Below are 20214 nucleotides of genomic sequence, written 5' to 3'. Positions count from 1 at the left end.
TTTGCGGGCGTCTTGCGCTGCGCCTACTTGGTGAGGATGAGCTTGCCCTGGCGCGTGGTCTGCAGCCGGTAAAGCAAGCCGTTGTGGTCGATCGCCACGGCCTTCTGGCCGCGCAGCAGCGTGGCGCTGGGCAGCACCGGCAAGTCGGTTGCAGCGGAAGAGGCCGCGGCGCCGGCCTGCGGTGCGTCGGCTTGCGGCGCGCGCTCTGGAGGTGTCGAGGACGATGTGGTGTTCATGGTGCGGAGGGTTCGGTGATGAAACCGATCTTGCGCACACCGGCGCGTTGCGCCGAGGCCATGGCCAGTGCCACGCGCTCGTAGCGCACCGCCTTGTCGCCACGGATGTGCAACTCCGGTTGCGGTTCCTGGGCGGCGGCGGCTTGCAGGCGCCTGGTGAATTCGGCGTCTTCCACGCGCTGCTCGTTCCAGAAGTAGGCACCCTCGGCATCCACCGACAAGCGGATGTTCGCGGGCTTGTCCTGCACCTTCTCCACACTGGCTTGCGGCAGTTCGATGTTCACCGCGTGCTTGATCACCGGCACGGTGATGATGAAGATGATCAGCAGCACCAGCATCACGTCGATGAACGGGATCATGTTGATCTCGCTCATCATCTCGTCGCTGTCCTGGGTGGTTCCGATGGCCATGGCGGGGCTCCTTAGAGGGCTTTCTTCAACGGCAGCACCTTGCCGTCGCCGCCGGCCGTGACGCGGGCGCCGGTGACGAAGTAGGCGTGCAGGTCGTGCGCGAAGCGGTTGAGCTGGTGCAGGATGCCCTTGTTGCCTCGCACCAGGGCGTTGTAGCCCAGCACGGCAGGGATGGCCACCAGCAGGCCCAGCGCGGTCATGATCAGCGCCTCGCCGATGGGGCCGGCCACCTTGTCAATGCTGACCTGGCCGGCCGCACCGATGCCGAGCAACGCGTGGTAGATGCCCCAGACGGTGCCGAAAAGGCCCACGAAGGGCGCGGTGGACGCCACCGACGCCAGCACCGAGAGGCCGCTTTGGGCGCGCGCAGTGAAGTCGTCCACGCTCTTGCGCAGGGAGCGCTCGACCCAGTCGCTCACGTCCAGGCTGTCGTGCAGCTGTCGCTGGGGCGGTGCGCCGTTGTGGCCGTCCTTGTGCAGGATGTGGCGGGTCGATTCGCGGCCTTCGAGAGCCACGGCGCGGAAGGGGTTGCCCTGTGGGTCACCGAGTTTGTCCAGTCCTTCGGCAAAGTCTGCGCTGTGCCAGAAGCCTTCCACGCCCTTGGCCTGCGCGCGCTGGGCGCGCTGGTCCAGCGCCTTCCAAAGGATGATGACCCAGGTGGCCAGCGACATGAGCAGCAGCACGATGGCCACCGAACGTGTGACCCAGTCGCCCTGCGTCCAGACGTGGGCCAGGCCCGATGATGCGAGTTGTGTTTCCATGATGCTTCTGACTCCTGGGAAAACGGTGACTTATTTCAAGACGAAATCAATGGGGGCCTCGACCCACATGGCCTCTGGGACGCCCGCGCGCTTGCCTGGCACATAGCGCCAGCGCAACACGGTCTGCACGGCGACCTGGTCCAGGCGCTCGAAACCGCTGGAGCGTTTGACTTCTGCCCGAGAGGCGGTGCCGTCGGCCTGGATAAAGATGCGCACGACCACGCGACCTTGTTCGCCCAGGCGCTTGGACAGGGGCGGGTAGGGCGGCGGCGGATTTTTGAGGTAGTCGGCGTTGCTGGTGGGCAGTTCGATGCGCGGCGGCGCGGGCGGCGCAGGGGGCGCTGGCGGCGCAGCCACTGCAACGACGGGCTCGGGGATTGAAACGGGGGCCGGCGGCGCGGGCGGCACCACCGGCGCCAGCGGCATGGGCTCCGGTGCCGCGACCGGCTGAGGTTGAGGCTGTGGGATCGGGCGTGGCTTGGGCTTGGGAGGCGTGCGGGCGGCCACCGGCGGAGGGGGGGCCGGCGGAGCAGGCTCGACCACCGGCTGTGGCAGCTCGATCATCTCGGTCAGGACCTGCACCGGAATCACCATGTCCATCGCCCGGCGCAGCAGACCGCTTTGCAGCGCCCAGACGGCCGCCACGTGCAGTCCGAGGACCGCGAGCACAATGGCAACGCGACGGTTCAGGCGGCGCGGCATGGCGTCCAGTGGTGCAGGAAAGTTCAGCGCAGGGTTTGCGCGGGCGAAGGTCATGAGCTTAGCGAAATCGAGGGCCTAGAGGGCTGATCAAAGGCGAAACACCCACCACACGGCGATCAACAGCAGCATGAGGCTGCTGCCCAGAACGGTCAGTCCGGTGATCATCGGTCTTCCTTTCGTTCGGCATGATGGGTTGGCTGGTGTGGGTATTCTAAACGAGAATGTGTCGCATTCTCATGAAATTTCAGGCAAGCCTCGAATTTTCTTCTGCGTGGCCGGCGCCAAGAGTGACTGGCTGGCATCGGCCAAGGTGCGGCAACCGGTCAGCGCCATGGCGATTTCAAGTTCGTCGCGAAGCAGGCGCAACACCTGCGCCACGCCTTGGGCGCCGGCATTGACCAGCCCGTGCAGCACGGGTCGGCCGACCAGCACGGCCGTGGCGCCCAGGGCCACGGCCTTGAGCACGTCGGTGCCACGCCGGATACCGCCGTCTACCAGAAGGGGTATGCGGCCTTGCACCGCCTGGGCGATGTCCGGGAGCGCGGCGACGGTGGTGACGGCGGTATCGAGGGTGCGGCCGCCGTGGTTGGAGACGATCAAGCCCGTGGCGCCATGGGCAATGGCCAGGTCGGCATCGCCTGCATGCAGCACGCCTTTGAGCAGCACCGGCAGCCGCGTGATCGAGCGAAGCCAGGACACGTCCTCCCAGGTGGGTGCTTGCAGCAGCAAGTCGTCGAACAAGGCGCTTTGCGCCGTGGAGATCCCGGTTTTTCCCGGTGGTCTCATGCCGTCCAGGTTGACGGGACGCACGCCGTCCGGGAGGCGAAAACCCGCACGCCGCTCACGGTCGCGTGCGCCCTGCACGGGCGCATCGACCGTGAGCACCAGCGCCTCGTAGCCCGCCGCCTCGGCGCGCCGCACCAACTCGCGTGTGAAGGCGCGGTCTGGCTGCAGATAGAGCTGGAACCACAGGGGGCCCCGATCCGCGCCGGGCAAGAAGGTGCCGGCCACGTCCTCTAGGCGGCAACTGGCTTGTGTGCTCACCACCAGGCCGGCGCCGAGTGCGGCGGCGGCGAGTGCGGTGGCAAGTTCGCCTTCGGGATGGGCGAGGCGGTGGAAGGCCATGGGCGCGATCAGGATGGGGTGCGGTCGCTCGCGGCCGAGCAATTTGATGCGCGTGTGGCCGCCAGCCAGTGGCCGCAGCACGCGCGGAATCAGTTCCAGTTCGCGCCAGGCTTCGATGTTGCGACGGTGGGTGAGTTCGTCGGCGGCGGCGCCAAAAAGGTAGGCCCAGGTCTTTTCATCGAGCGCCTGGCGGGCTTGGCGCTCGTGGTCGGTCAGCGTGGCGAGGCCGCTGAGCGGCTCGTTCGTGGCAATGGGCATCGAATTGCTCGATATAATTAAGAACAATTCTCATTATCGTTCAATAGACTGTCGTCCATCCGATCACCATGCGACTCATCACCCGTCCCGGCTTTGTCAAGGCCACTTTCATTCTGGGCATGCTGGTCCTTCCCGCATTCGTGTGGTCCCACAGCCTGATGCTGACCTGCAAGCAGTCCGCTGATGGCATGGTGCGGTGTGTGGGTGAATTTTCCGATGGCAGCGATGCGGCGGGCATGTCGGTCCAGGTGAAGTCCTACGACGAGCGCGTGCTGTTCAAAGGCACCCTGGGAGGCGATTCGTCCCTGCAGTTCAAACGGCCGCCCGGTGAATTCTTCGTGCGCCTGGAGGACGGTGGCGAGCATTCGTCAGAGGTGGACCACGCCGAGATCAAGCCATGAGCGCCATGCGCAGCACGCAAGTGGTCCGGCCCGCCGGCGCTGGCCACGAAACGCTCTGGGTGATGCTGGCTGCGGCGGCCGTGCTGGCGGTGGCGGCCATCGTCATCGGTGTGCGCGCTGAGCCTTCCGCAAACGCTGCCCTTGCAGCTCACCAGGTCGATGCCCGCACACAGCTCAATGCCGCAGAGCAGGGCGTGCATGCCGACCTGCTGGTGGCCGCCGAAGAAATCACGGCGTTGTCCGAGGCTGATCGGGCGCTGCCCCGGGTGGAACAACTGCGTGAGATGGATCTGCCACCGTTCGCCGCCGGCGCTGTTGCCGCCGCCCGAGGCGCGCACGAATGGCGCATCGCTGCGCAGGGGCGAGATATGGGGTACGTCGGTCGCAGCGCGGCGCCTGAGGTGGCGGCCTCGTTTTTGCTGCGCTTTTCGCTCAAACCACCGTCACCGGCGCAAGAGGCCCACGACCACGAAGACCACGTCGAAGTCTGGGTGCTTCGCGACCAATGGCAGACGTGGCCCGATCACCTCGACAGCGCATCGCTCACGCGGCTGGGCTGGCGCGAGGTGGTGGTGCGCTACGACGCGGGCGTGACGCGCAAGGACGCCGCCCGCTGACAGCCGAAGTTGGTCTTTCAGTTTCATTTTTTGGGAATCTCCTTCATGCAAAACCGCTCAACGCTCTCTGTGCGCCGCAGGCAGCTGCTGTCTGCTCTGGGCTGGACGCCCGTGGCGCTGGCAGCCGCCAGCCTGCGTGCCAGGGCCGAGGCCCGCAAGCTGCGCATCGGCGTGACGCTTCACCCTTATTACAGCTATGTCGCCAATGTGGTGGGTGATCTGGCCGAGGTCGTGCCGGTGATTCCGGCGGGCTTCAACCCGCACGCTTACGAGCCGCGCACCGAAGACATCAAGCGCATTGGTTCGCTCGACGTGATCGTGGTCAACGGGGTGGGGCACGACGATTTCGCGGGCCGCATGATTGCCGCGAGCGAGAAGCCCGGCCTGAGGGTGATCGAATCCAACGCGCAAGTGCCGCTGCTCGCGGCGGTGGGCACGGGGCGCGGCACGTCGGGCAAGGTGGTGAATCCGCACACCTTCCTGTCGGTGACCGCGTCGATCTCGCAGGTCAACACCATCGCGCGAGAACTGGGCAAGCTCGATCCTGCGAATGCAGCCGCCTACACCGCCAACGCCCGGTCCTACGCGCAGAAGCTGCGCAAGCTGCGCGCCGATGCGCTGGGCCAACTGGCACAGGCACCAGCGAGCGGCTTGCGCATTGCCACCATTCACGGCGCCTACGACTATCTGCTGCGGGAGTTCGGTCTGGAAGTCGCTGCAGTGGTCGAACCCGCGCACGGCATCGAGCCCAGCCCCTCGCAGCTCAAGGGCACGATTGACCAGATCCGTTCGCTCGATGTGAAGGTGATCTTCTCGGAAATGGACTTTCCTTCCGCGTACGTTGACACCATCCGGCGGGAGACTGGCGTGCGGCTGTATGCGCTGACCCACATTTCGCACGGCCCCTACACGGCCGACAAGTTCGAGCTGGAAATGGTCCGCAACCTGTCCACCGTGGTGCGCGCCATCCGGGAGTCGGTTTGATGACCACAGGTGGACCCGGCGTCGCCTTTGAATCGGTGGCGCTCACGCTTGGTCACACCGAGATCCTTCGGCAGGTGAGCCTGCAGGTGGAAGCTGGCAGCGTGCATGCGCTCGTCGGCCCCAACGGCGGGGGCAAGAGCTCTTTGTTCAAAGCCCTGCTCGGCCAGGTGCCGCACCGCGGACGCATCAGCCTGAGCTGGCCCGCCGAACAGGTGGGCAACGTGGGCTATGTGCCGCAGGCGCTGGCCTTCGATGCCGGCCTGCCCATGACGGTGCTGGATTTCATGGGCGCCATGTGCCAGCGCCGTCCGGTGTTCCTGGGCCTGTCGCCGCGCTGGAAGGCGCCGGTCGAGCAGGCCTTGCACCAGGTGGGCATGCTGGAGAAATCGGGTCGTCGCATGGGCGCGCTTTCGGGCGGGGAGCGCCAGCGCGTGTTGCTGGCCCAGGCGCTCATTCCTTCGCCCGATCTGATCCTGCTCGACGAACCCATGTCGGCGCTGGACGAGGCTGGCGTGGAGACCTTCGAAACCCTGCTGGCGCACTGGCGCGAGACCCGCGTCACGGTGCTGTGGATCGAACACGATCTCGATGCCGTCACACGCCTGGCGGACCGCGTGACCGGCCTGAGCCGGCATGTGCTGTTCGACGGACCTGCTGCACAGACCTTGACGCCGCAGCGCGTGCTGGCACTGTTTTCCAGCCGACAGCGGCGGGACGACGAACCAGAAATGGCGGTGGCCTGATGAGCCCATTCGATGCGTTTCGACAGGCCATCCAGCATGGGGCCGAGCAGGGCATGCTGCCCGCCTCGCTGGCCTACGGCTTTGTGGTCAATGCCGTGCTCGCGGGTCTGTTCATCGGCCCCGTGCTCGGTGGCCTGGGCACGCTGGTCGTGGTCAAGCGGCTGGCTTTCTTTTCCGAAGCCGTGGGCCATGCCGCACTCACGGGCGTGGCCATCGGCATCCTGCTGGGCGAGCCCTACACCGGGCCCTACGGCAGCCTGTTCGCCTACTGCCTGCTGTTCGGCATGCTGCTGAACTACCTGCGCAACCGCACCGGGCTCTCGCCCGACACGCTGATCGGTGTGTTTCTCGCGGTGTCCCTGGCCATGGGCGCGAGTCTGCTGCTGATGCTCTCGGGCCGCGTGAACATCCACATTCTGGAGAACGTGCTGTTTGGCTCGGTGCTCACGGTGGACGCGGGCGACCTGCTGGTGCTCGCGGTGGTGGGCTCGCTGGTGGTGGCGCTCACGGTGCCGCTCTACAACCGCTTCATGCTGGCCAGCTTCAATCCGCAGCTGGCCAGCGTGAGAGGCGTGCGGGTAAAGCTGCTGGACTACCTCTTCGTGGTGCTGGTGACGATTGTGACGGTGGCTTCGGTCAAGGTCATTGGCGCCATTCTCGTGGGGGCTTTGCTGATCATCCCGGCGGCGGCTGCGCGCCTGCTGAGCCTGTCGCTGCGGGGCTTCTTCTGGCTCAGCGTGGGCATCGCCACGGTCAGCACGCAGATCGGCATCCTGTTGCCGATCGAACTCGAGCTGCCGGTGCCTTCGGGCGCCGCCATCATCCTCACCGCTGGCGGCCTGTTCGCGCTGGCGGCGGTCATCCGCGGCTTCACGCCCGCATTGAAAGGACACGCCGGATGAAGGCTGCCTCGCTTCTTTTCGTTCGTTGTCTGGTGGGCGCGCTGGCGATTGCGGCCGGTGCGTCCAACGCTGGCGCCCAGGCGCCCGCTGGTCCGACCCGATTGCTCGTGGCTCACCCGGTGGTGGCCGCGCTCACCACCTCGCTGGTGCGAGACACCGGCATCGTGGTGCTGCGGCCGGTGCCCGAAACACTGCCGCCCAGCCGCCAGCTGGCCTTCTTCACCGGCAGGGGCGCCGCCGGGCTTGGTGAAGCCGCACGACAGGCCGACGCCGTCATCGCCCTGCGCTCCATCTGGCCGGATGATCCGCTGTTCCCGTTGTCCAGGCGGCAGAACATTCGCCTGATCGAGATCGACGCCGCGCGCCCGCTGGATGCAGCGTTGCCCGGCATGGCCTTGCACGAAGGCGATGCCTCGGCGAACGCGCTGCCCTGGCTCGACCCCGTGAACCTTGGACGCATGGCCGATGTGATCGCGAGCGACGTGGCGCGCCTGGTGCCGGCTGCCCGGCCAGGCCTGCAGGCGAACGTGGCCGGCCTGCGCCAGCAGTTGCTGGCCATCACCGCACAGAGCGAAGCGCGCCTGGCGGCTGCGAGCAACCTCACTGTGTTCAGCCTCTCCGAGCGTCTTGGCTACCTGGCCAGCGGCTTCAACCTCGACATCGCCGGCACCGATGCGCGTGCCGATGACGCCTGGACTGCGGATGCCCTGGCAGAACTGACCCAGCGCCTGCGGGGTGCTTCGGTGGTGGCAGTGCTGCATCACCGCGAACTCTCGCCTGCGCTGGCGCTGGCGGTGCAGCAATCCGGTGCCCGCACCATCGTGTTGTTGACCGAGGGTCGCGACCCGGTCGGCGAGTTGCGTGAGAACAGCCAGCGCCTGGGCGTCTTGGTGGCCCGCTGAACGTTCAGGGCTCGTATTTGTAGCCCAGGCCGTAGACCGAGTGGATCAGTTCGTGGCCAGGGAGACGGTCCTGAATCTTCCGGCGCAGCTTCTTGATGTGGCTGTCGACCGTGCGGTCGGAAACAATGCGCTCGTCCCTGTACATCGAATCCATGAGTTGTTCGCGCGAGAAAATGCGTCCAGGCCGCGCGCTCAGCACTTTGAGCAACTGGTACTCCACCGCGGTCAGTCCCAGGTCATGACCTGCGATGGTGGCGCGCCATTCCGCGTCCTCCAGCTTCAGGCCGTTGGGCAGGCCTTCGGTGGCCATGGCCACCTGCGTGCCGCGCCGCAGCACCGCTTTCACACGCGCCACCACTTCGCGCGGGCTGAAGGGCTTGCAGATGTAGTCGTCGGCTCCGAGCTCCAGGCCCAGCAGACGGTCAATTTCCTCCACGCGGGCGGTCACCATGATGATCGCCGGTGGCGTGCGTGCGGGTGCGCCAGCACGCAGCGCTTTGCAGATGTCCAGCCCGCTTTTGCCGGGCAGCATCAGGTCCAGCAGCACGAGGTCGACGGAATGGCCATCCAGCCAGGGCTCGACCTCGTCACCGCGCGTGAGGTGGTGAACGTCGAAACCGGATTGCGCCAGGTAGTCCAGCAGCACACCGGCAATCTTGCTTTCGTCCTCGACGATCAGGATGCGCTCAGCCATGCGCGGGTTCCGTGTGAAGGGGCAGCCAGATGTCCCAGCGAAGACCACCGAGTGTGCTGGCCGACGCCTGCATGCGACCTCCATGGCCCTCGACGATGGCGCGCGCGATCGCCAGGCCCAGGCCCGATCCACCACTGGCGCTGGCCCGCGACTCGTCCACGCGGTAGAGCCGTTCAGTCAGGCGGGGCAATGCCTCCGGCGGCACACCTGGCCCCGTGTCTTCCCAGGTGAGCTGCGCCTCGTGGTCGTGACGGCGCACCTGCACCTGGAGCGTGGCGGGATCGGCGCTGTAGCGCTGGGTGTTCTGCAGCAGGTTGGACAACACCTGGTCCAACCGGTCGCCGTCGGCGCGGATCTTCACACCCTCGGCGAGTTCGCTGCACACCTGCAGCGGCTTGCCTGGCAGGCCGGTGGCGTCGCTCAGGTGGTGGCCGACGAAGCGGCCCAGGTCGACCGGGGCAAAGCGGTAGTCGAGTGCGCCCAGATCGGACAGCGACAACAGCCGCAGGTCTTCCACGAGGCGTGTGAGACGGCTCACCTCCTGGGCCAGCGAGTCCAGGTTGGTCGCGTCGGGCCGCCGAATGCCGTCCTGCAAGGCTTCAATCTCGGCGCGCAGGGTGGCCAGCGGCGTTCGCAATTCGTGGGCAATGTCGGCGATCCACTGTCGCCGGGCCTGTTGCGCCGCCTGCAGCGAAGTGGCCATGTGGTTGAAGGCCTCGGCGAGCTGAGCCAGTTCGTCGTGCCCGCGCGCCGGCAGGCGCACGCCGTAGTCGCCCTGCGCCACGGCAGCCGTCCCTTCGCCCAGCACGTTCAGGCGCCGCGAGAGCCAGCGCGCGATCAGCGCGGCGTTCAGCAGCACCGCCGCCAGCATGCCCAGCGCAATGGCGGCGAAGGTGCGTGTCTGTTGGGCGAGGAACACGCGTTCAAGCGAGGCCACCATCTGCAGACGCGGCACGTAGCCAAGGTAGCCCACCAGCCGGTTGTCGACTTCGATGGGCTTGAGCACGGCTTGTTCGGTGCGGCCTTCGGGCCCCATGAGCAACTGCCGCTGCGGGTCCAGCAGCAGCAGCCTCGGGTCGATGGTGAAGGGGGGTGGAACGGCGGGCGTGGCAGGATTGCCCGCTGCTGCTGGCTCGGCTGGGCGCCGCGTCGTGCGTCCCACGCCCAGCACTTCACGCGAGAGATCGTGCCATCGCTGGCGATCGGCCGTGATCCATTCCCAATGGCCTTGCTGCCGGTATCCGTCGGCCAGGCGCACCACCAGCGGCTGCAGCCGGGCCTCATCCGCCTGGTTCAGGTACTCGACCAGGCCTTTGTCGAAGCTCCAGCTGTAGATCAGGTACGCGGTCATCACCAGCACGATGTTGGCCCCCGCGATGGCCAGGAACAGTTTGACGCGCAGCGTATCGAAGCGCGAGAGCCTGGCGCGCGGGCGGGAAAGCGGTGTGGCGCGGTCGTTCAACATGGTGGGCGCAAGCCTAAACCCAAATCTTTCAAACTTTGTGCAAACCTTGTGATCACGCGTGCTCATTCTTTCCATATTTCTCGGGCACCATGCGGCTCATTCCCGGCACATGAGCCATCACGAACTCCAACGCTATGAACGAAGTCAATGCCTCTGTTGTCCGCCGTCGCCGCCCATGGCGGCTGGCGCTGGTCGGGCTGGTGAGCCTCGCTGTCCTGGGCGCCAGCGGGTACGCCTGGTACCGCTGGGGCCCGGGTGCCAAGACCGAGAGCGCCTACATCACCGCCACGGTGCAGCGCGGCGACATTGAAGACCAGGTCAGCGCCACCGGCTCCCTGCAGCCGCGCGACTATGTGGACGTGGGCGCCCAGGTATCGGGGCAGCTGCGCAAGATCCATGTGGAAGTGGGCAGCGAGGTGCAAGCGGGCGACCTGCTCGCCGAGATCGAGGCCGAGACATCGCAGGCGCGCGTGGACGCCAGCCGAGCCCAGTTGCGCTCGCAGCAGGCGCAGATGGTCGAGCGCGAACTCACGCTGGCCAAGGCCGAGCGCGACTTGCAGCGCCAGAAGAACCTGATGGCCGAAGAGGCCACCACCACCGAGACGCTGCAGAACGCCGAGACGGCAGTCAAAACCGCGCGTGTGCAGATCCAGTCGCTCAAAGCCTCGATGGAGCAGTTGCAGGCCAGCATGCGGGTGGAGGAGGCCAACCTCAAGTTCACCAAAATCTACGCGCCGATGGCCGGCACCGTGGTCAGCATCACCGCGCGACAGGGCCAGACGCTCAACACCAACCAGTCGGCTCCCACGCTGTTGCGCATTGCCGACCTGTCGGTGATGACGGTGCAGACGCAGGTGTCCGAGGCCGACGTGAGCAAGCTGCGCGGCGGCATGCCGGTGTACTTCACCACCCTGGGAGGCCAGGGGCGGCGCTGGTACGGCGAACTCAAGAAGATCGAACCCACGCCCACGGTGACCAACAACGTGGTGCTCTACAACGCACTGTTCGAGGTGCCGAATCAGAATCGCAGCCTGATGACGCAAATGACCGCGCAAGTGTTCTTCGTGGTGGCCGAAGCCAAGGACGTGCTGGTGGTGCCGATGTCCGCGCTCACGATCCAGCGCGGCCCGCAGGGCAGCCGCACAGGGCAGGGTGGTGGGGGCTCACGCGGGCCAGGGGCCACAGAGCAAACACCGCCGTCGGCACCCGCTGCTTCCTCGCCAGCCTCGCGAGGCACGAACACCTCCTCCGTGCCCGGCGCCGGCTTCAGACAGGTCGCAGATGCCAGCGCCACGGCTGCTGGCGCCGCTGGCGAACGGCCTCGCATGAGTCGCGAAGCCTTCCAGAACATGACCGAAGAAGAGCGCGCGCGCTTGCGGGAACAGCGCCGCAAGGAGCGTGAACTGGCCCAGGCCGCTGCGCCAGCAGCAGCTACCCCCACGCCATCCGCTTCCACGCCCGGCGCGAACCCGAAACGCCCGGCCGTGCCGGCCAACGCATCGACGGCGCCCGCCGCCGGCAAGGACGCCAGTGCGCGCCCGGCGCCGGTCAGCAGTGGCATCCCCCGTAGCGATGCGTTCTCGCGCGCCGCGCGAGGGCCGCGTCAGGCGAAGGTCAAGGTCATGACCGAAGACGGCACGATCGAGGAACGCGACATCACCATCGGCATCAGCAACCGCGTGCATGCCGAGGTGTTGTCTGGCCTGAAAGAAGGCGACCGCGTGATCGCCGGTGTGCGTGAGCCCGATACGGCGCGCAGCAACGCGGCGCAGCAGGGCGCCGGCGTGGGCCAGCAGCGAGTGGGTGGTCCGGGCGGTATGCCAGCAGGGGTGCGTCGATGACCAGGCTGCCGCTTTCGCCCGACGCCGCGGCGCTGCGCGCAAGCCCCGGCGGCGGCGAAGCCGGTGTGCCGCTGATTGATCTGAGTGGCATCACCAAGACCTACCGCAACGGCGACCTCTCCGTCGAGGTCCTGCACGGCATTGACCTGAAGATCTATCCCGGTGAACTGGTTGCGATCATGGGTGCGTCGGGATCGGGCAAGTCCACATTGATGAACATCCTGGGTTGCCTGGACAAGCCTACCAGCGGCCGCTATCTGTTCATGGGACGCGACGTGTCGGAGCTCGAGCGCGACGAACTGGCCGAACTGCGCCGCGATGCCTTCGGTTTCGTGTTCCAGAGCTACAACCTGATCGCCACCGGCACCGCTGCCGACAACGTGGAAGTGCCTGCGGTGTATGCCGGCATCCCGCCGGCCGAACGCCATGCGCGAGCGACCGAACTGCTGGCTTCGCTGGGGCTGGAAGAGCGCATGCATCACCGGCCCAACCAGCTCTCGGGTGGACAGCAGCAACGCGTGTCGATTGCCCGTGCGCTGATGAACGGGGGCCGCGTGATCCTGGCCGATGAACCCACCGGCGCGCTCGACAGCAAGAGCGGCGCCGATGTGATGGCGCTGCTCAAGGGGCTGGCTGAACAGGGGCACACGGTCATTCTCATCACCCACGCTGCCGAAGTGGCCGAGCACGCGCACCGCGTCATCGAGATCAAGGACGGCAACGTCGTGGCCGACCCCGGCCCCAGGCCCCCCGAAGGCGCTGCTGCGCAAGCCGCTCGGAACTGGACGGCGCGTGCAGGGCGCATCTCGCACATGAGCGACGTGGTGGAGGCCGCCAAAACCGCGTTGCGGGCTTTGCGCGCCAACGTCTACCGTGCCATCCTCACCTTGCTCGGCATCGTCATTGGGGTCGCTTCGGTCATTGCGATGCTGGCCATTGGCGACGGCGCCAAGCAGGTCGTCATCGACCGCATCAGCGCCATGGGCTCCAACCTGCTGCTGGTGCGCCCGGGGGCGCCCAACCAGCGCGGATTCTCCAGCACCGCCACCCTGGTGCTGGCCGATGTGAATGCGATCGACAAGGAGGTTCCCAACGTGCTGGCCGCCGTGCCCGAACAGAGCAGCTCGGCCACGCTGCGCTATGGCGATGCCGACTATTCGAGCAGCGTCCTGGGCACGTCCTCCAAATTTCCGCTGGCACGCCAGTGGCGGGTGCAGCGCGGCACTTTCTTCACCGATGAGGACGAGCAGGAGTACGCCACCGTGGCGGTGCTCGGGCAAACCGTGGCCAAGGCCCTGTTCCCCGGCGAAGAGGAGCCATTGGGCAAATTCGTGCTGGTCAACAACCTGATCTTCCAGGTGATCGGCGTGATGAGCACGCGCGGCGCCTCGCCCAACGGCCAGGACCAGGACGATGTGGTGCTGGTGCCTTATGCCACCAGCCAGTTGCGCCTGTCGGGGCAGCGCTTTCTGCGCAATGTGACGGTGGCGGTGGCGGACGTGGCCCGCATCGACGAGACGCAGTCGGCCGTGGAGTCGCTGCTGGCCGAGCGGCACGGGGTGATCGACTTCCAGATCCGCAACATGGCCTCCATCATCGACACCGCCACAGAGACGCAGGACACCATGACCATTCTGCTCGGCTCGATCGCGGCGATCTCGCTGCTCGTCGGCGGCATCGGGGTGATGAACATCATGCTGGTCAGCGTGACCGAGCGCACCCGCGAGATCGGCATCCGCATGGCCACGGGCGCGCGCATGCGCAACATCCTGCAGCAGTTCCTGATCGAAGCGCTGGTCGTGTCGGCCGTGGGGGGGCTCATCGGCGTGGTCATCGGCCTGGGCGTGGCCTTCGTGATCGGCGCCGCTGGCACGGCGGTGAAGTATTCCGTCATGCCGGTGCTGCTGGCCTTCGGCTGCGCTTTCGCCACGGGCCTGATCTTCGGTTATCTGCCTGCGCGCAAAGCCGCCCGGCTCGACCCCGTGGTGGCCCTTTCCTCCGAATGAGCACCTTGATGAAACTCACCCTTCCCCACCTTGCAAGGCCGCTGGCGCTTGCGGTGGCGCTGGCTTTGCAGGCCTGTGCCGTCACCGAGCCGGCGCGTTCGCCTGTGGTTGACATGCCCGCGGCGTTCGACGCGGCGGCCAATGCCGATGCCGCACCGCAGATCACGTCCGACTGGTGGAAGGGCTTTGGATCGCCGTCGCTTGAACAACTGCTCGGTGAAGCACAGGCCGGCAGTGCCGACCTGCGCATTGCCGTCGAGCGCATGCGCCAGGCCGACATCGCGTTGCAGCAGGCCGGCATCTCGCGTCTGCCCGCCGTCAATGGCAGTCTGGGCGCCTCGGTCGGCCGCAGCGATGGTCCCGCGGTGGCGTCCACATCGCGAGAGTCCACCAGCGCCGGACTGTCCATCAGCTACGAAGTGGACCTGTGGGGCCGCCTAGCCGCGGGCGTTCGGGCCGGCGAGGCCAGCTTGCTGGCCAGTCAGGAAGACTGGAAGACCGCACGCCTGACGCTGCTCACCGGCGTGGCCAACAACTATTTTCTCTGGCTCAACACCGCCGAACGGCTGCGCATCGCGCGCGAGAACCTGGCGATTGCCGAGCGCGTGCTCGGCATCGTTGAGGCACGCCAGCGCAATGGTGTGGCCACGGCGCTGGAGGTGTCGCAACAGCGCACGGCAGTGCTCTCCCAGCGCACCGCGCTGGTCCCGCTTGAACTGCAACTGCGCCAGACGGCCTCCGCACTGGCTTTGCTGCTGGGGCGGGTGCCGCAAGGGTATGAACCTGCCGCAGGCGAGTTCAGCGCACTGCGAGTGCCTGCGGTGTCGCCGGGCCTGCCGTCCTCCCTGCTCACGCGCAGGCCCGACCTGTCTGCCGCCGAAGCGCAACTCGCCGCCGCCGATGCCAACGTGGAAGCCGCGCGTGCGGCCCTTCTGCCCAGCGTATCGCTCTCCGCATCGGGCAGCCTGGGCACCTCGGCGCTGCTCAGCCTGGCCGATCCCACGCGCAGTGTGTCGCTGGGGCTGTCGCTCGCGCAGGCGATCTTTGATGGTGGCCGAAGGCGCCTTCAGATCGACACCACCGAGTCGCAGCGCGTGGTGCTCATCGAGAACTACGGCAAGGCGATTCGCACCGCCTTGAAGGAGGTCGACGATGGCCTGGACAACGTTCAGCGCAGCGAGCGCCAGGAGGCGCTGCAGCGCGAGGTGGTGGTCCAGGCCCGTCGATCCCTGCAACTGGCTGAGTTGCGCTACCGGGAGGGCAGCGGCGACCTGCTGTCGGTGCTCGATGCGCAGCGCACGCTGTTTTCGGCGCTCGATGCCCTGGCAACACAGAACCTGGCCCGCCTGAATGCGGCGTTGGACCTGTACAAGGCGCTGGGCGGCGACTGGGCCGGACCGCCACCTCCCTTGTCCTGAGCCCATCGGGTCATGGTGAATTTTGCGACGATGCCGGCCTTTTCATAAATGAGAATCGTTATAATTCGCAGGCCGATGCGTGAAGGCCACCTCCACCGCCGCAACCTCCTGTGCTCCCTTGGCGTTTCACCCGTTTTTGTGTTTGCCGTACTCCCGTGAAAAACCCTCCAGCCGCTACTGCGGCGTCCCAACGTGCCTACTGGCTCAAGACCCTGCACCAATGGCACTGGATCAGCTCGGCCTTGTGCCTGATGGGCATGTTGCTGTTCGCGTTCACCGGCATCACGCTCAACCACGCGGCGGACATCGGCGCCGAACCCCGGGTGCAGCAGAAGGTGGTGCAGCTGCCTGCAGAGCTTCGGGCCGCACTGGCGCCCAGGGCCGGCGAGCCGGACAACGCGGCATTGCCTTCCGAGGTTCAGCGGTGGTTGGCCATGTCGCTCGCGTTGGTCTTGCCGGACGCCTCGGCCGAGTGGTCGCCTGAAGAGATTTATCTCTCGCTGCCCCGGCCGGGGGGCGACGCCTGGCTGCGCATCGAACGCGAGACGGGCAGCGTGGAATACGAGCGCACCGACCGGGGCTGGATCTCCTACCTGAACGACCTGCACAAGGGGCGCCACACGGGTACCGCCTGGAAATGGTTCCTCGACATCTTTTCCGTGGCCTGTCTGGTGTTCTGCATCACCGGGCTCTTCATTCTCAAGTTCCATGCGGCAAACCGCCCGACCACCTGGCCCATGGTGGGCATGGGGTTGGTGGCGCCGCTGCTGCTGGTCATCCTGTTCATCCATTGACTGTCGAAGGAGTCACACCCTCATGTTGATCCGATATGCCGCTGCCGTTTCCGCCGCAGGGTTCGGTTTTCCCGCCCTGGCCGCCGACATGGCGCTCAAGGTCGAGATTCCGCGCCTGAGCGTGGCGGAGTACCACCGTCCCTACGTGGCCATCTGGATCGAAAAGGCCGATCAGAGCTTCGCCGGCAATCTCGCCGTCTGGTACGACATCAAGCTGCGCAACAACGAGGGCACCAAGTGGCTCAAGGACATGCGAGCCTGGTGGCGCAAGAGCGGTCGCGAGTTGACGATGCCGGTGGACGGCATCAGTGGCGCCACACGGGCGCCTGGCGAACAGACGGTGCAGTTCAACGACACCTCGGCCCTGGGCAAACTGGCGCCCGGCGAATACGCGGTGGTGCTTGAAGCCGCGCGTGAAGTGGGCGGGCGCGAGGTCGTCAGGGTGCCCTTCGTCTGGCCACCCAAGATCGCCACCACCACACAGGCGCGGGGCGAACACGAGCTCGGTGCCGTCAGCCTCACCGTCAAACCCTGACCAACCGACAGGAGAACCCTCATGAAAACCACTTCCGTTCGCGCACGTGTTCTCACTCTGGCTGCCGTGACGGCGCTCGCGTTGCCCGGCGCCGTGCATGCCCATCGCTCCTGGTTGCTGCCCTCGGGCACCATCTATTCGGGCCAGTTGCCGTGGGTATCGGTGGATGCGGCGGTGTCCAACGACATCTTCTATTACGAACACAATGCCGCCGGGCTGGACAACCTGGTCGTGCTGGGTCCTGATGGCCAGCCCGTGCAGGCCGAAAACCAGGCCAAGGGCCGCTACCGCAGCGTGTTCGACGTCAAGCTCTCGCAACCCGGTACCTACCGCATCGCGCTGGTGAACGACATGCTCATCGCCAGCTTCAAGGTGGGCTCCGAGACCAAGCGCTTGCGTGGCACGGCCGAGTCGCTCGCCAGGGAGATTCCTGCCGACGCTCAGGAGCTTCGGGTGAGCCAGTCGCAGAACCGCGTGGAGACCTTCGTCACCTCCGGCAAGCCGAGCACAGCGGCGCTCAAGCCCACCGGACGCGGCATCGAGCTGGTGCCCGTGACGCACCCGAACGATCTGGTGGAGGGCGATACCGCCACCTTCCGCTTTCTCGACAACGGCAAGCCGGCTGCGGGTTACTCGGCCATCGTCATCCTGGGCGGCCTGCGTTACCGCAGCGAGCTGGGCGAAATGCGCATGACCACGGACGAGCAGGGTGAGATCAAGGTCAAGTGGCCGGCCCCGGGCATGTACTGGGTCAACGTGGCGCCGCCGCGCCCGCCGCGCGCCGAGGGCGGCGAAGGCCCGGGCGGAGCGGGTGGGCCTGGACCGGCAATGCCGGTGGCCGCCAACGCGCCGCGCCCCCTGCCGACGGGTCCTGCCGGCACGCTGGCCGAGCCGGTGCGCCGCTCGGGCTACAGCCTCACGCTGGAAGTGCTGCCGCGTTGATGAACCGCGTGCTGGTGCCGCTGCAGCTCGACGGCGCAGCGCCGGTGCTGGGTGCCCAGGCGCACCGCTTCTGCGGCGAGACCATGGGCACCACATGGCAGGTGATCTTCGCGACGCCAGAGCGCGGTGTGAAGCCGGGCCTGCGCGCGGCCCTGCAGGATGAGCTGGACCTGGTGGTCGCGCAGATGAGCACCTGGCGACCCGGTTCCGACCTGGATCGCTTCAACCGAGCGCCTGCTGGCACCTGGCATGCACTGGCCGAACCCTTTGCTCACGTGTTCGAGGCCGCCGTGTGGATGGCCAACGTGTCCGGCGGAGCGTTCAATCCAGCAGCGGGTGCGCTGGTGAATCTCTGGGGATTTGGCCCTGCCCCTCGCTACACCGACCCGGGCTTCCGGGTGCCGGATGACCCAGCGGTGCAGGCGGCGCTCGCTCGGAGCGACTGGCGTGCCCTGCAATGGGATGCCGATCTCCGGCGGGCTCAACAGCCCGGCGGTGTGTGCCTGGATCTCTCGGCCATTGCCAAGGGCTACGCGGTCGATCGCGTGGCCCAGCGCCTGGCCGACATGGGCCTGCGGCACACCTTGGTGGAGGTCGGTGGCGAGTTGCGCGGCGAGGGCCTGGCCCTCGGAGGCCAGCCCTGGTGGGTGGATCTTGAGCTGCCGCCAGCGGTGCAGGGAGCGCACCCGTTGCTTCCCACGCGTGTGGCGCTGCACGGGCTGTGCGTGGCGACATCGGGCGACTACCGGCGTGCCTACACCCACAACGGTGCGATCTGGCCGCACACCATCGACCCGCGCCATGGCCGTCCCGTGGCCCACGGACTCGCGTCGGTGAGCGTGCTGCACGAAGCCTGTCTCTGGGCCGACGCCTGGTCCACCGCGCTCATGGTGCTGGGACGCGAGAAGGGCGTGGCGCTGGCTGCCGAGCACGGCATTGCGGCGCTTTTCGTGCAGCGCGAGCCCGATGGTCGCCTCACCGAAACCCTGACGCCTGCCATGGAAGCGCTTGCAGGATGACACCGGAACAGATCCTTCAAGCCCTCGCCACAGTGCTGAGCTACGCCTCGATGTGTGGCGCCATCGCGTGGCATCACCGCCGTCGCCAGCGCGATGCGCAGCGACGGGTGGATGCGCTGCTGCCGGCCACGCCGGGCGCACCGGCTTGGTGGGTGGCCTACGCCAGCCAGACCGGCCAGGCCGAAGAACTGGCCCTGCAGACCGCGCAGGCGCTGCACACCGCAGGCGTGCCCGTGCGACTTGCGCCGCTGAGCCAGATCCGTCTGGCCGACCTGCAGCAGGCCGACCGGCTGCTGTGCATCGCCAGCACCTATGGCGAAGGAGATCCACCCGACAGCGCGGTGACGTTCGCGCGCCAGGTCATGGCCAGCGCCGCGGTGAATCTCTCGCACCTGCACGTGGGTTTGCTGGCGCTGGGCGACAAGACCTATGCGCACTACTGCGGCTTTGGCCGCCGGCTGGATGGCTGGCTCAAGGCCAGCGGCGCGCAGGCGCTGTTTGAACGCATCGACGTGGACAAGAGCGATCCAGATGCCCTGCAACGCTGGCGCCAGCACCTGGCGCACCTGGCCGGCACCAACGACCTGCCCGACTGGGAAGCGCCCGTACTGCAAGCCTGGCGCCTGCAGGCGCGCCGGCATCTCAACCCGGGGAGTTCGGGTGAGCCGGTGTGTCACCTCGAACTCGTGCCCGAATCGAGCCAGCCGTTGCCCGAATGGCAGGCCGGCGACCTGGTGCAGATCGAGGTGCCCACCGCGCCCGGCGAACCGCGCGACTATTCGATTGCGTCGGTACCGCAAGACGGCGCCTTGCACCTGCTGGTGCGCCAGAGCCGCCGCACCGACGGCAGCCTGGGCGTCGCGTCGGGCTGGCTCACCCAGCAGGCAGACCTGGGTGCCTCGGTCATGCTGCGCGTGCGCGAACACAGCGGGTTCCGCATGGGCGACAACGCGAGTCGCTCCCTGATCCTCATCGGCAACGGCACGGGACTGGCGGGGTTGCGCGGGCACATGCGCGGCCGGCTGGCCGCCGCTGGAATGCTGGAGAGCGGGGCCGCACGTCCTCAAGGTGTGGCACCCATGTGGTTGCTGTTTGGCGAGCGCAACGCGCGTTGCGATGCACACCATCGCGATGAAGTCGATGCCTGGGTTCGGCAGGGCTGGCTCAGCCGGGCGGACTGGGTGTTTTCGCGCGATCAGGACGAGCGCCGCTATGTGCAGCACGCGCTGGCAGAGTCAGCGGGTGAGGTGCGTGAATGGGTGGAGCAGGGCGCTGCCATCTACGTGTGTGGCAGCCTGGAGGGCATGGCGGGCGAGGTGAACGACACGCTGCGGGACATCCTGGGCGAACGAGCCCTGCAACAGCTGGCAGCCGACGGACGCTATCGGCGCGATGTGTACTAAGGCAAGAGCACCCGCGGAACCGGCCTTGCCGGGCCGCCAGGTGCGCCCCCTGAAGG

The 20214-nt window shown here is 67.1% G+C and carries 21 protein-coding genes; 14 read left to right on the top strand and 7 right to left on the bottom strand.

Going from position 1 to position 20214, the window contains the following annotated elements; all coding sequences use genetic code 11:
• Positions 1–23 precede the first annotated feature (23 nt).
• The 5 genes from hemP to AB7F11_RS04425 form a co-directional block, all read right to left on the bottom strand.
• The gene (gene hemP / locus AB7F11_RS04445; protein WP_428288507.1) at positions 24–236 is read right to left on the bottom strand and encodes a hemin uptake protein HemP; all 213 of its coding nucleotides are present in this window, start codon (positions 234–236) and stop codon (positions 24–26) included.
• On the bottom strand, positions 233–646 hold the full coding sequence (locus tag AB7F11_RS04440; protein ID WP_428288506.1) for an ExbD/TolR family protein: 414 nt from the start codon (positions 644–646) through the stop codon (positions 233–235). Before AB7F11_RS04440 ends, hemP begins: the two co-directional genes overlap by 4 nt.
• 11 nt (positions 647–657) lie before the next feature.
• A complete protein-coding gene (locus AB7F11_RS04435; protein ID WP_428288505.1) occupies positions 658–1407 on the bottom strand; it encodes a MotA/TolQ/ExbB proton channel family protein in 750 nt (249 codons plus the stop codon).
• A gap of 30 nt (positions 1408–1437) precedes the next feature.
• Entirely contained in the window at positions 1438–2163 is a 726-nt protein-coding gene (locus AB7F11_RS04430; RefSeq protein WP_428288504.1) for an energy transducer TonB, read from the bottom strand.
• 180 nt (positions 2164–2343) lie between these two features.
• Complete coding sequence (locus AB7F11_RS04425; protein ID WP_428288503.1) at positions 2344–3492, bottom strand: alpha-hydroxy acid oxidase; 1149 nt, start codon at positions 3490–3492, stop codon at positions 2344–2346.
• Between the two features lie 68 nt (positions 3493–3560).
• Here AB7F11_RS04425 and AB7F11_RS04420 point away from each other — a divergent pair, with 68 nt between their 5' ends.
• Genes AB7F11_RS04420 through AB7F11_RS04395 form a run of 6 tightly spaced genes read left to right on the top strand, consistent with a single transcriptional unit; the run spans position 3561 to position 8041 of the window.
• Positions 3561–3893, top strand: a complete 333-nt coding sequence (locus AB7F11_RS04420; RefSeq protein WP_428288502.1) for a hypothetical protein — start codon at positions 3561–3563, stop codon at positions 3891–3893.
• On the top strand, positions 3890–4510 hold the full coding sequence (locus AB7F11_RS04415) for a DUF6162 family protein (protein WP_428288501.1): 621 nt from the start codon (positions 3890–3892) through the stop codon (positions 4508–4510). Before AB7F11_RS04420 ends, AB7F11_RS04415 begins: the two co-directional genes overlap by 4 nt.
• A 45-nt stretch (positions 4511–4555) precedes the next feature.
• Positions 4556–5494, top strand: coding sequence for a metal ABC transporter solute-binding protein, Zn/Mn family (locus AB7F11_RS04410; RefSeq protein ID WP_428288500.1), 939 nt, complete (start codon positions 4556–4558; stop codon positions 5492–5494).
• On the top strand, positions 5494–6237 hold the full coding sequence (locus tag AB7F11_RS04405) for a metal ABC transporter ATP-binding protein (RefSeq protein ID WP_428288499.1): 744 nt from the start codon (positions 5494–5496) through the stop codon (positions 6235–6237). Before AB7F11_RS04410 ends, AB7F11_RS04405 begins: the two co-directional genes overlap by 1 nt.
• The gene (locus AB7F11_RS04400; RefSeq protein WP_428288498.1) at positions 6237–7139 is read left to right on the top strand and encodes a metal ABC transporter permease; all 903 of its coding nucleotides are present in this window, start codon (positions 6237–6239) and stop codon (positions 7137–7139) included. The genes AB7F11_RS04405 and AB7F11_RS04400 overlap by 1 nt, the downstream gene beginning before the upstream one ends.
• Complete coding sequence (locus tag AB7F11_RS04395; RefSeq protein WP_428288497.1) at positions 7136–8041, top strand: metal ABC transporter solute-binding protein, Zn/Mn family; 906 nt, start codon at positions 7136–7138, stop codon at positions 8039–8041. Before AB7F11_RS04400 ends, AB7F11_RS04395 begins: the two co-directional genes overlap by 4 nt.
• A 4-nt stretch (positions 8042–8045) precedes the next feature.
• Here the strand turns inward: AB7F11_RS04395 and AB7F11_RS04390 are convergent, their stop codons facing one another.
• Together AB7F11_RS04390 and AB7F11_RS04385 are read right to left on the bottom strand one after the other, a co-directional pair.
• Complete coding sequence (locus AB7F11_RS04390) at positions 8046–8735, bottom strand: response regulator (protein ID WP_428288496.1); 690 nt, start codon at positions 8733–8735, stop codon at positions 8046–8048.
• Complete coding sequence (locus AB7F11_RS04385) at positions 8728–10200, bottom strand: ATP-binding protein (RefSeq protein ID WP_428288495.1); 1473 nt, start codon at positions 10198–10200, stop codon at positions 8728–8730. The genes AB7F11_RS04390 and AB7F11_RS04385 overlap by 8 nt, the downstream gene beginning before the upstream one ends.
• A gap of 134 nt (positions 10201–10334) precedes the next feature.
• Between AB7F11_RS04385 and AB7F11_RS04380 the strand changes: the two genes are divergently transcribed.
• The 8 genes from AB7F11_RS04380 (at position 10335) to AB7F11_RS04345 (ending at position 20158) form a co-directional block, all read left to right on the top strand.
• Complete coding sequence (locus AB7F11_RS04380; protein WP_428288494.1) at positions 10335–12041, top strand: efflux RND transporter periplasmic adaptor subunit; 1707 nt, start codon at positions 10335–10337, stop codon at positions 12039–12041.
• Positions 12038–14047 carry a MacB family efflux pump subunit gene (locus tag AB7F11_RS04375; RefSeq protein ID WP_428288493.1) on the top strand — a complete coding sequence of 670 codons (2010 nt, stop codon included), beginning with the start codon at positions 12038–12040 and terminating at the stop codon, positions 14045–14047. Before AB7F11_RS04380 ends, AB7F11_RS04375 begins: the two co-directional genes overlap by 4 nt.
• 8 nt (positions 14048–14055) lie before the next feature.
• Positions 14056–15465, top strand: a complete 1410-nt coding sequence (locus AB7F11_RS04370; protein WP_428288492.1) for an efflux transporter outer membrane subunit — start codon at positions 14056–14058, stop codon at positions 15463–15465.
• A 155-nt stretch (positions 15466–15620) separates the two neighbouring features.
• The gene (locus AB7F11_RS04365) at positions 15621–16259 is read left to right on the top strand and encodes a PepSY-associated TM helix domain-containing protein (RefSeq protein WP_428288491.1); all 639 of its coding nucleotides are present in this window, start codon (positions 15621–15623) and stop codon (positions 16257–16259) included.
• A gap of 22 nt (positions 16260–16281) precedes the next feature.
• Entirely contained in the window at positions 16282–16794 is a 513-nt protein-coding gene (locus tag AB7F11_RS04360; protein ID WP_428288490.1) for a DUF2271 domain-containing protein, read from the top strand.
• Positions 16795–16815: 21 nt separating this feature from the next.
• Positions 16816–17736, top strand: coding sequence for a DUF4198 domain-containing protein (locus tag AB7F11_RS04355; protein ID WP_428288489.1), 921 nt, complete (start codon positions 16816–16818; stop codon positions 17734–17736).
• Positions 17736–18755, top strand: a complete 1020-nt coding sequence (locus AB7F11_RS04350) for an FAD:protein FMN transferase (RefSeq protein WP_428288488.1) — start codon at positions 17736–17738, stop codon at positions 18753–18755. The genes AB7F11_RS04355 and AB7F11_RS04350 overlap by 1 nt, the downstream gene beginning before the upstream one ends.
• Positions 18752–20158, top strand: coding sequence for a sulfite reductase subunit alpha (locus tag AB7F11_RS04345; RefSeq protein WP_428288487.1), 1407 nt, complete (start codon positions 18752–18754; stop codon positions 20156–20158). Before AB7F11_RS04350 ends, AB7F11_RS04345 begins: the two co-directional genes overlap by 4 nt.
• Positions 20159–20214 lie beyond the last annotated feature (56 nt).

The sequence above is a fragment of the Hydrogenophaga sp. genome, assembly GCF_050250835.1.
Lineage (GTDB): Bacteria > Pseudomonadota > Gammaproteobacteria > Burkholderiales > Burkholderiaceae_C > Hydrogenophaga.
The sequence above is the reverse complement of the archived record's forward strand: the minus strand, read 5'-3'. Positions and strand labels throughout refer to the sequence as shown.

Coding starts and splice junctions, on each gene's coding strand:
- hemP (WP_428288507.1), bottom strand. CDS start 236: ATGAACACCACATCGTCCTCGACACCTCCAGAGCGCGCGCCGCAAGCC.
- AB7F11_RS04440 (WP_428288506.1), bottom strand. CDS start 646: ATGGCCATCGGAACCACCCAGGACAGCGACGAGATGATGAGCGAGATC.
- AB7F11_RS04435 (WP_428288505.1), bottom strand. CDS start 1,407: ATGGAAACACAACTCGCATCATCGGGCCTGGCCCACGTCTGGACGCAG.
- AB7F11_RS04430 (WP_428288504.1), bottom strand. CDS start 2,163: ATGACCTTCGCCCGCGCAAACCCTGCGCTGAACTTTCCTGCACCACTG.
- AB7F11_RS04425 (WP_428288503.1), bottom strand. CDS start 3,492: ATGCCCATTGCCACGAACGAGCCGCTCAGCGGCCTCGCCACGCTGACC.
- AB7F11_RS04420 (WP_428288502.1), top strand. CDS start 3,561: ATGCGACTCATCACCCGTCCCGGCTTTGTCAAGGCCACTTTCATTCTG.
- AB7F11_RS04415 (WP_428288501.1), top strand. CDS start 3,890: ATGAGCGCCATGCGCAGCACGCAAGTGGTCCGGCCCGCCGGCGCTGGC.
- AB7F11_RS04410 (WP_428288500.1), top strand. CDS start 4,556: ATGCAAAACCGCTCAACGCTCTCTGTGCGCCGCAGGCAGCTGCTGTCT.
- AB7F11_RS04405 (WP_428288499.1), top strand. CDS start 5,494: ATGACCACAGGTGGACCCGGCGTCGCCTTTGAATCGGTGGCGCTCACG.
- AB7F11_RS04400 (WP_428288498.1), top strand. CDS start 6,237: ATGAGCCCATTCGATGCGTTTCGACAGGCCATCCAGCATGGGGCCGAG.
- AB7F11_RS04395 (WP_428288497.1), top strand. CDS start 7,136: ATGAAGGCTGCCTCGCTTCTTTTCGTTCGTTGTCTGGTGGGCGCGCTG.
- AB7F11_RS04390 (WP_428288496.1), bottom strand. CDS start 8,735: ATGGCTGAGCGCATCCTGATCGTCGAGGACGAAAGCAAGATTGCCGGT.
- AB7F11_RS04385 (WP_428288495.1), bottom strand. CDS start 10,200: ATGTTGAACGACCGCGCCACACCGCTTTCCCGCCCGCGCGCCAGGCTC.
- AB7F11_RS04380 (WP_428288494.1), top strand. CDS start 10,335: ATGAACGAAGTCAATGCCTCTGTTGTCCGCCGTCGCCGCCCATGGCGG.
- AB7F11_RS04375 (WP_428288493.1), top strand. CDS start 12,038: ATGACCAGGCTGCCGCTTTCGCCCGACGCCGCGGCGCTGCGCGCAAGC.
- AB7F11_RS04370 (WP_428288492.1), top strand. CDS start 14,056: ATGAAACTCACCCTTCCCCACCTTGCAAGGCCGCTGGCGCTTGCGGTG.
- AB7F11_RS04360 (WP_428288490.1), top strand. CDS start 16,282: ATGTTGATCCGATATGCCGCTGCCGTTTCCGCCGCAGGGTTCGGTTTT.
- AB7F11_RS04355 (WP_428288489.1), top strand. CDS start 16,816: ATGAAAACCACTTCCGTTCGCGCACGTGTTCTCACTCTGGCTGCCGTG.
- AB7F11_RS04350 (WP_428288488.1), top strand. CDS start 17,736: ATGAACCGCGTGCTGGTGCCGCTGCAGCTCGACGGCGCAGCGCCGGTG.
- AB7F11_RS04345 (WP_428288487.1), top strand. CDS start 18,752: ATGACACCGGAACAGATCCTTCAAGCCCTCGCCACAGTGCTGAGCTAC.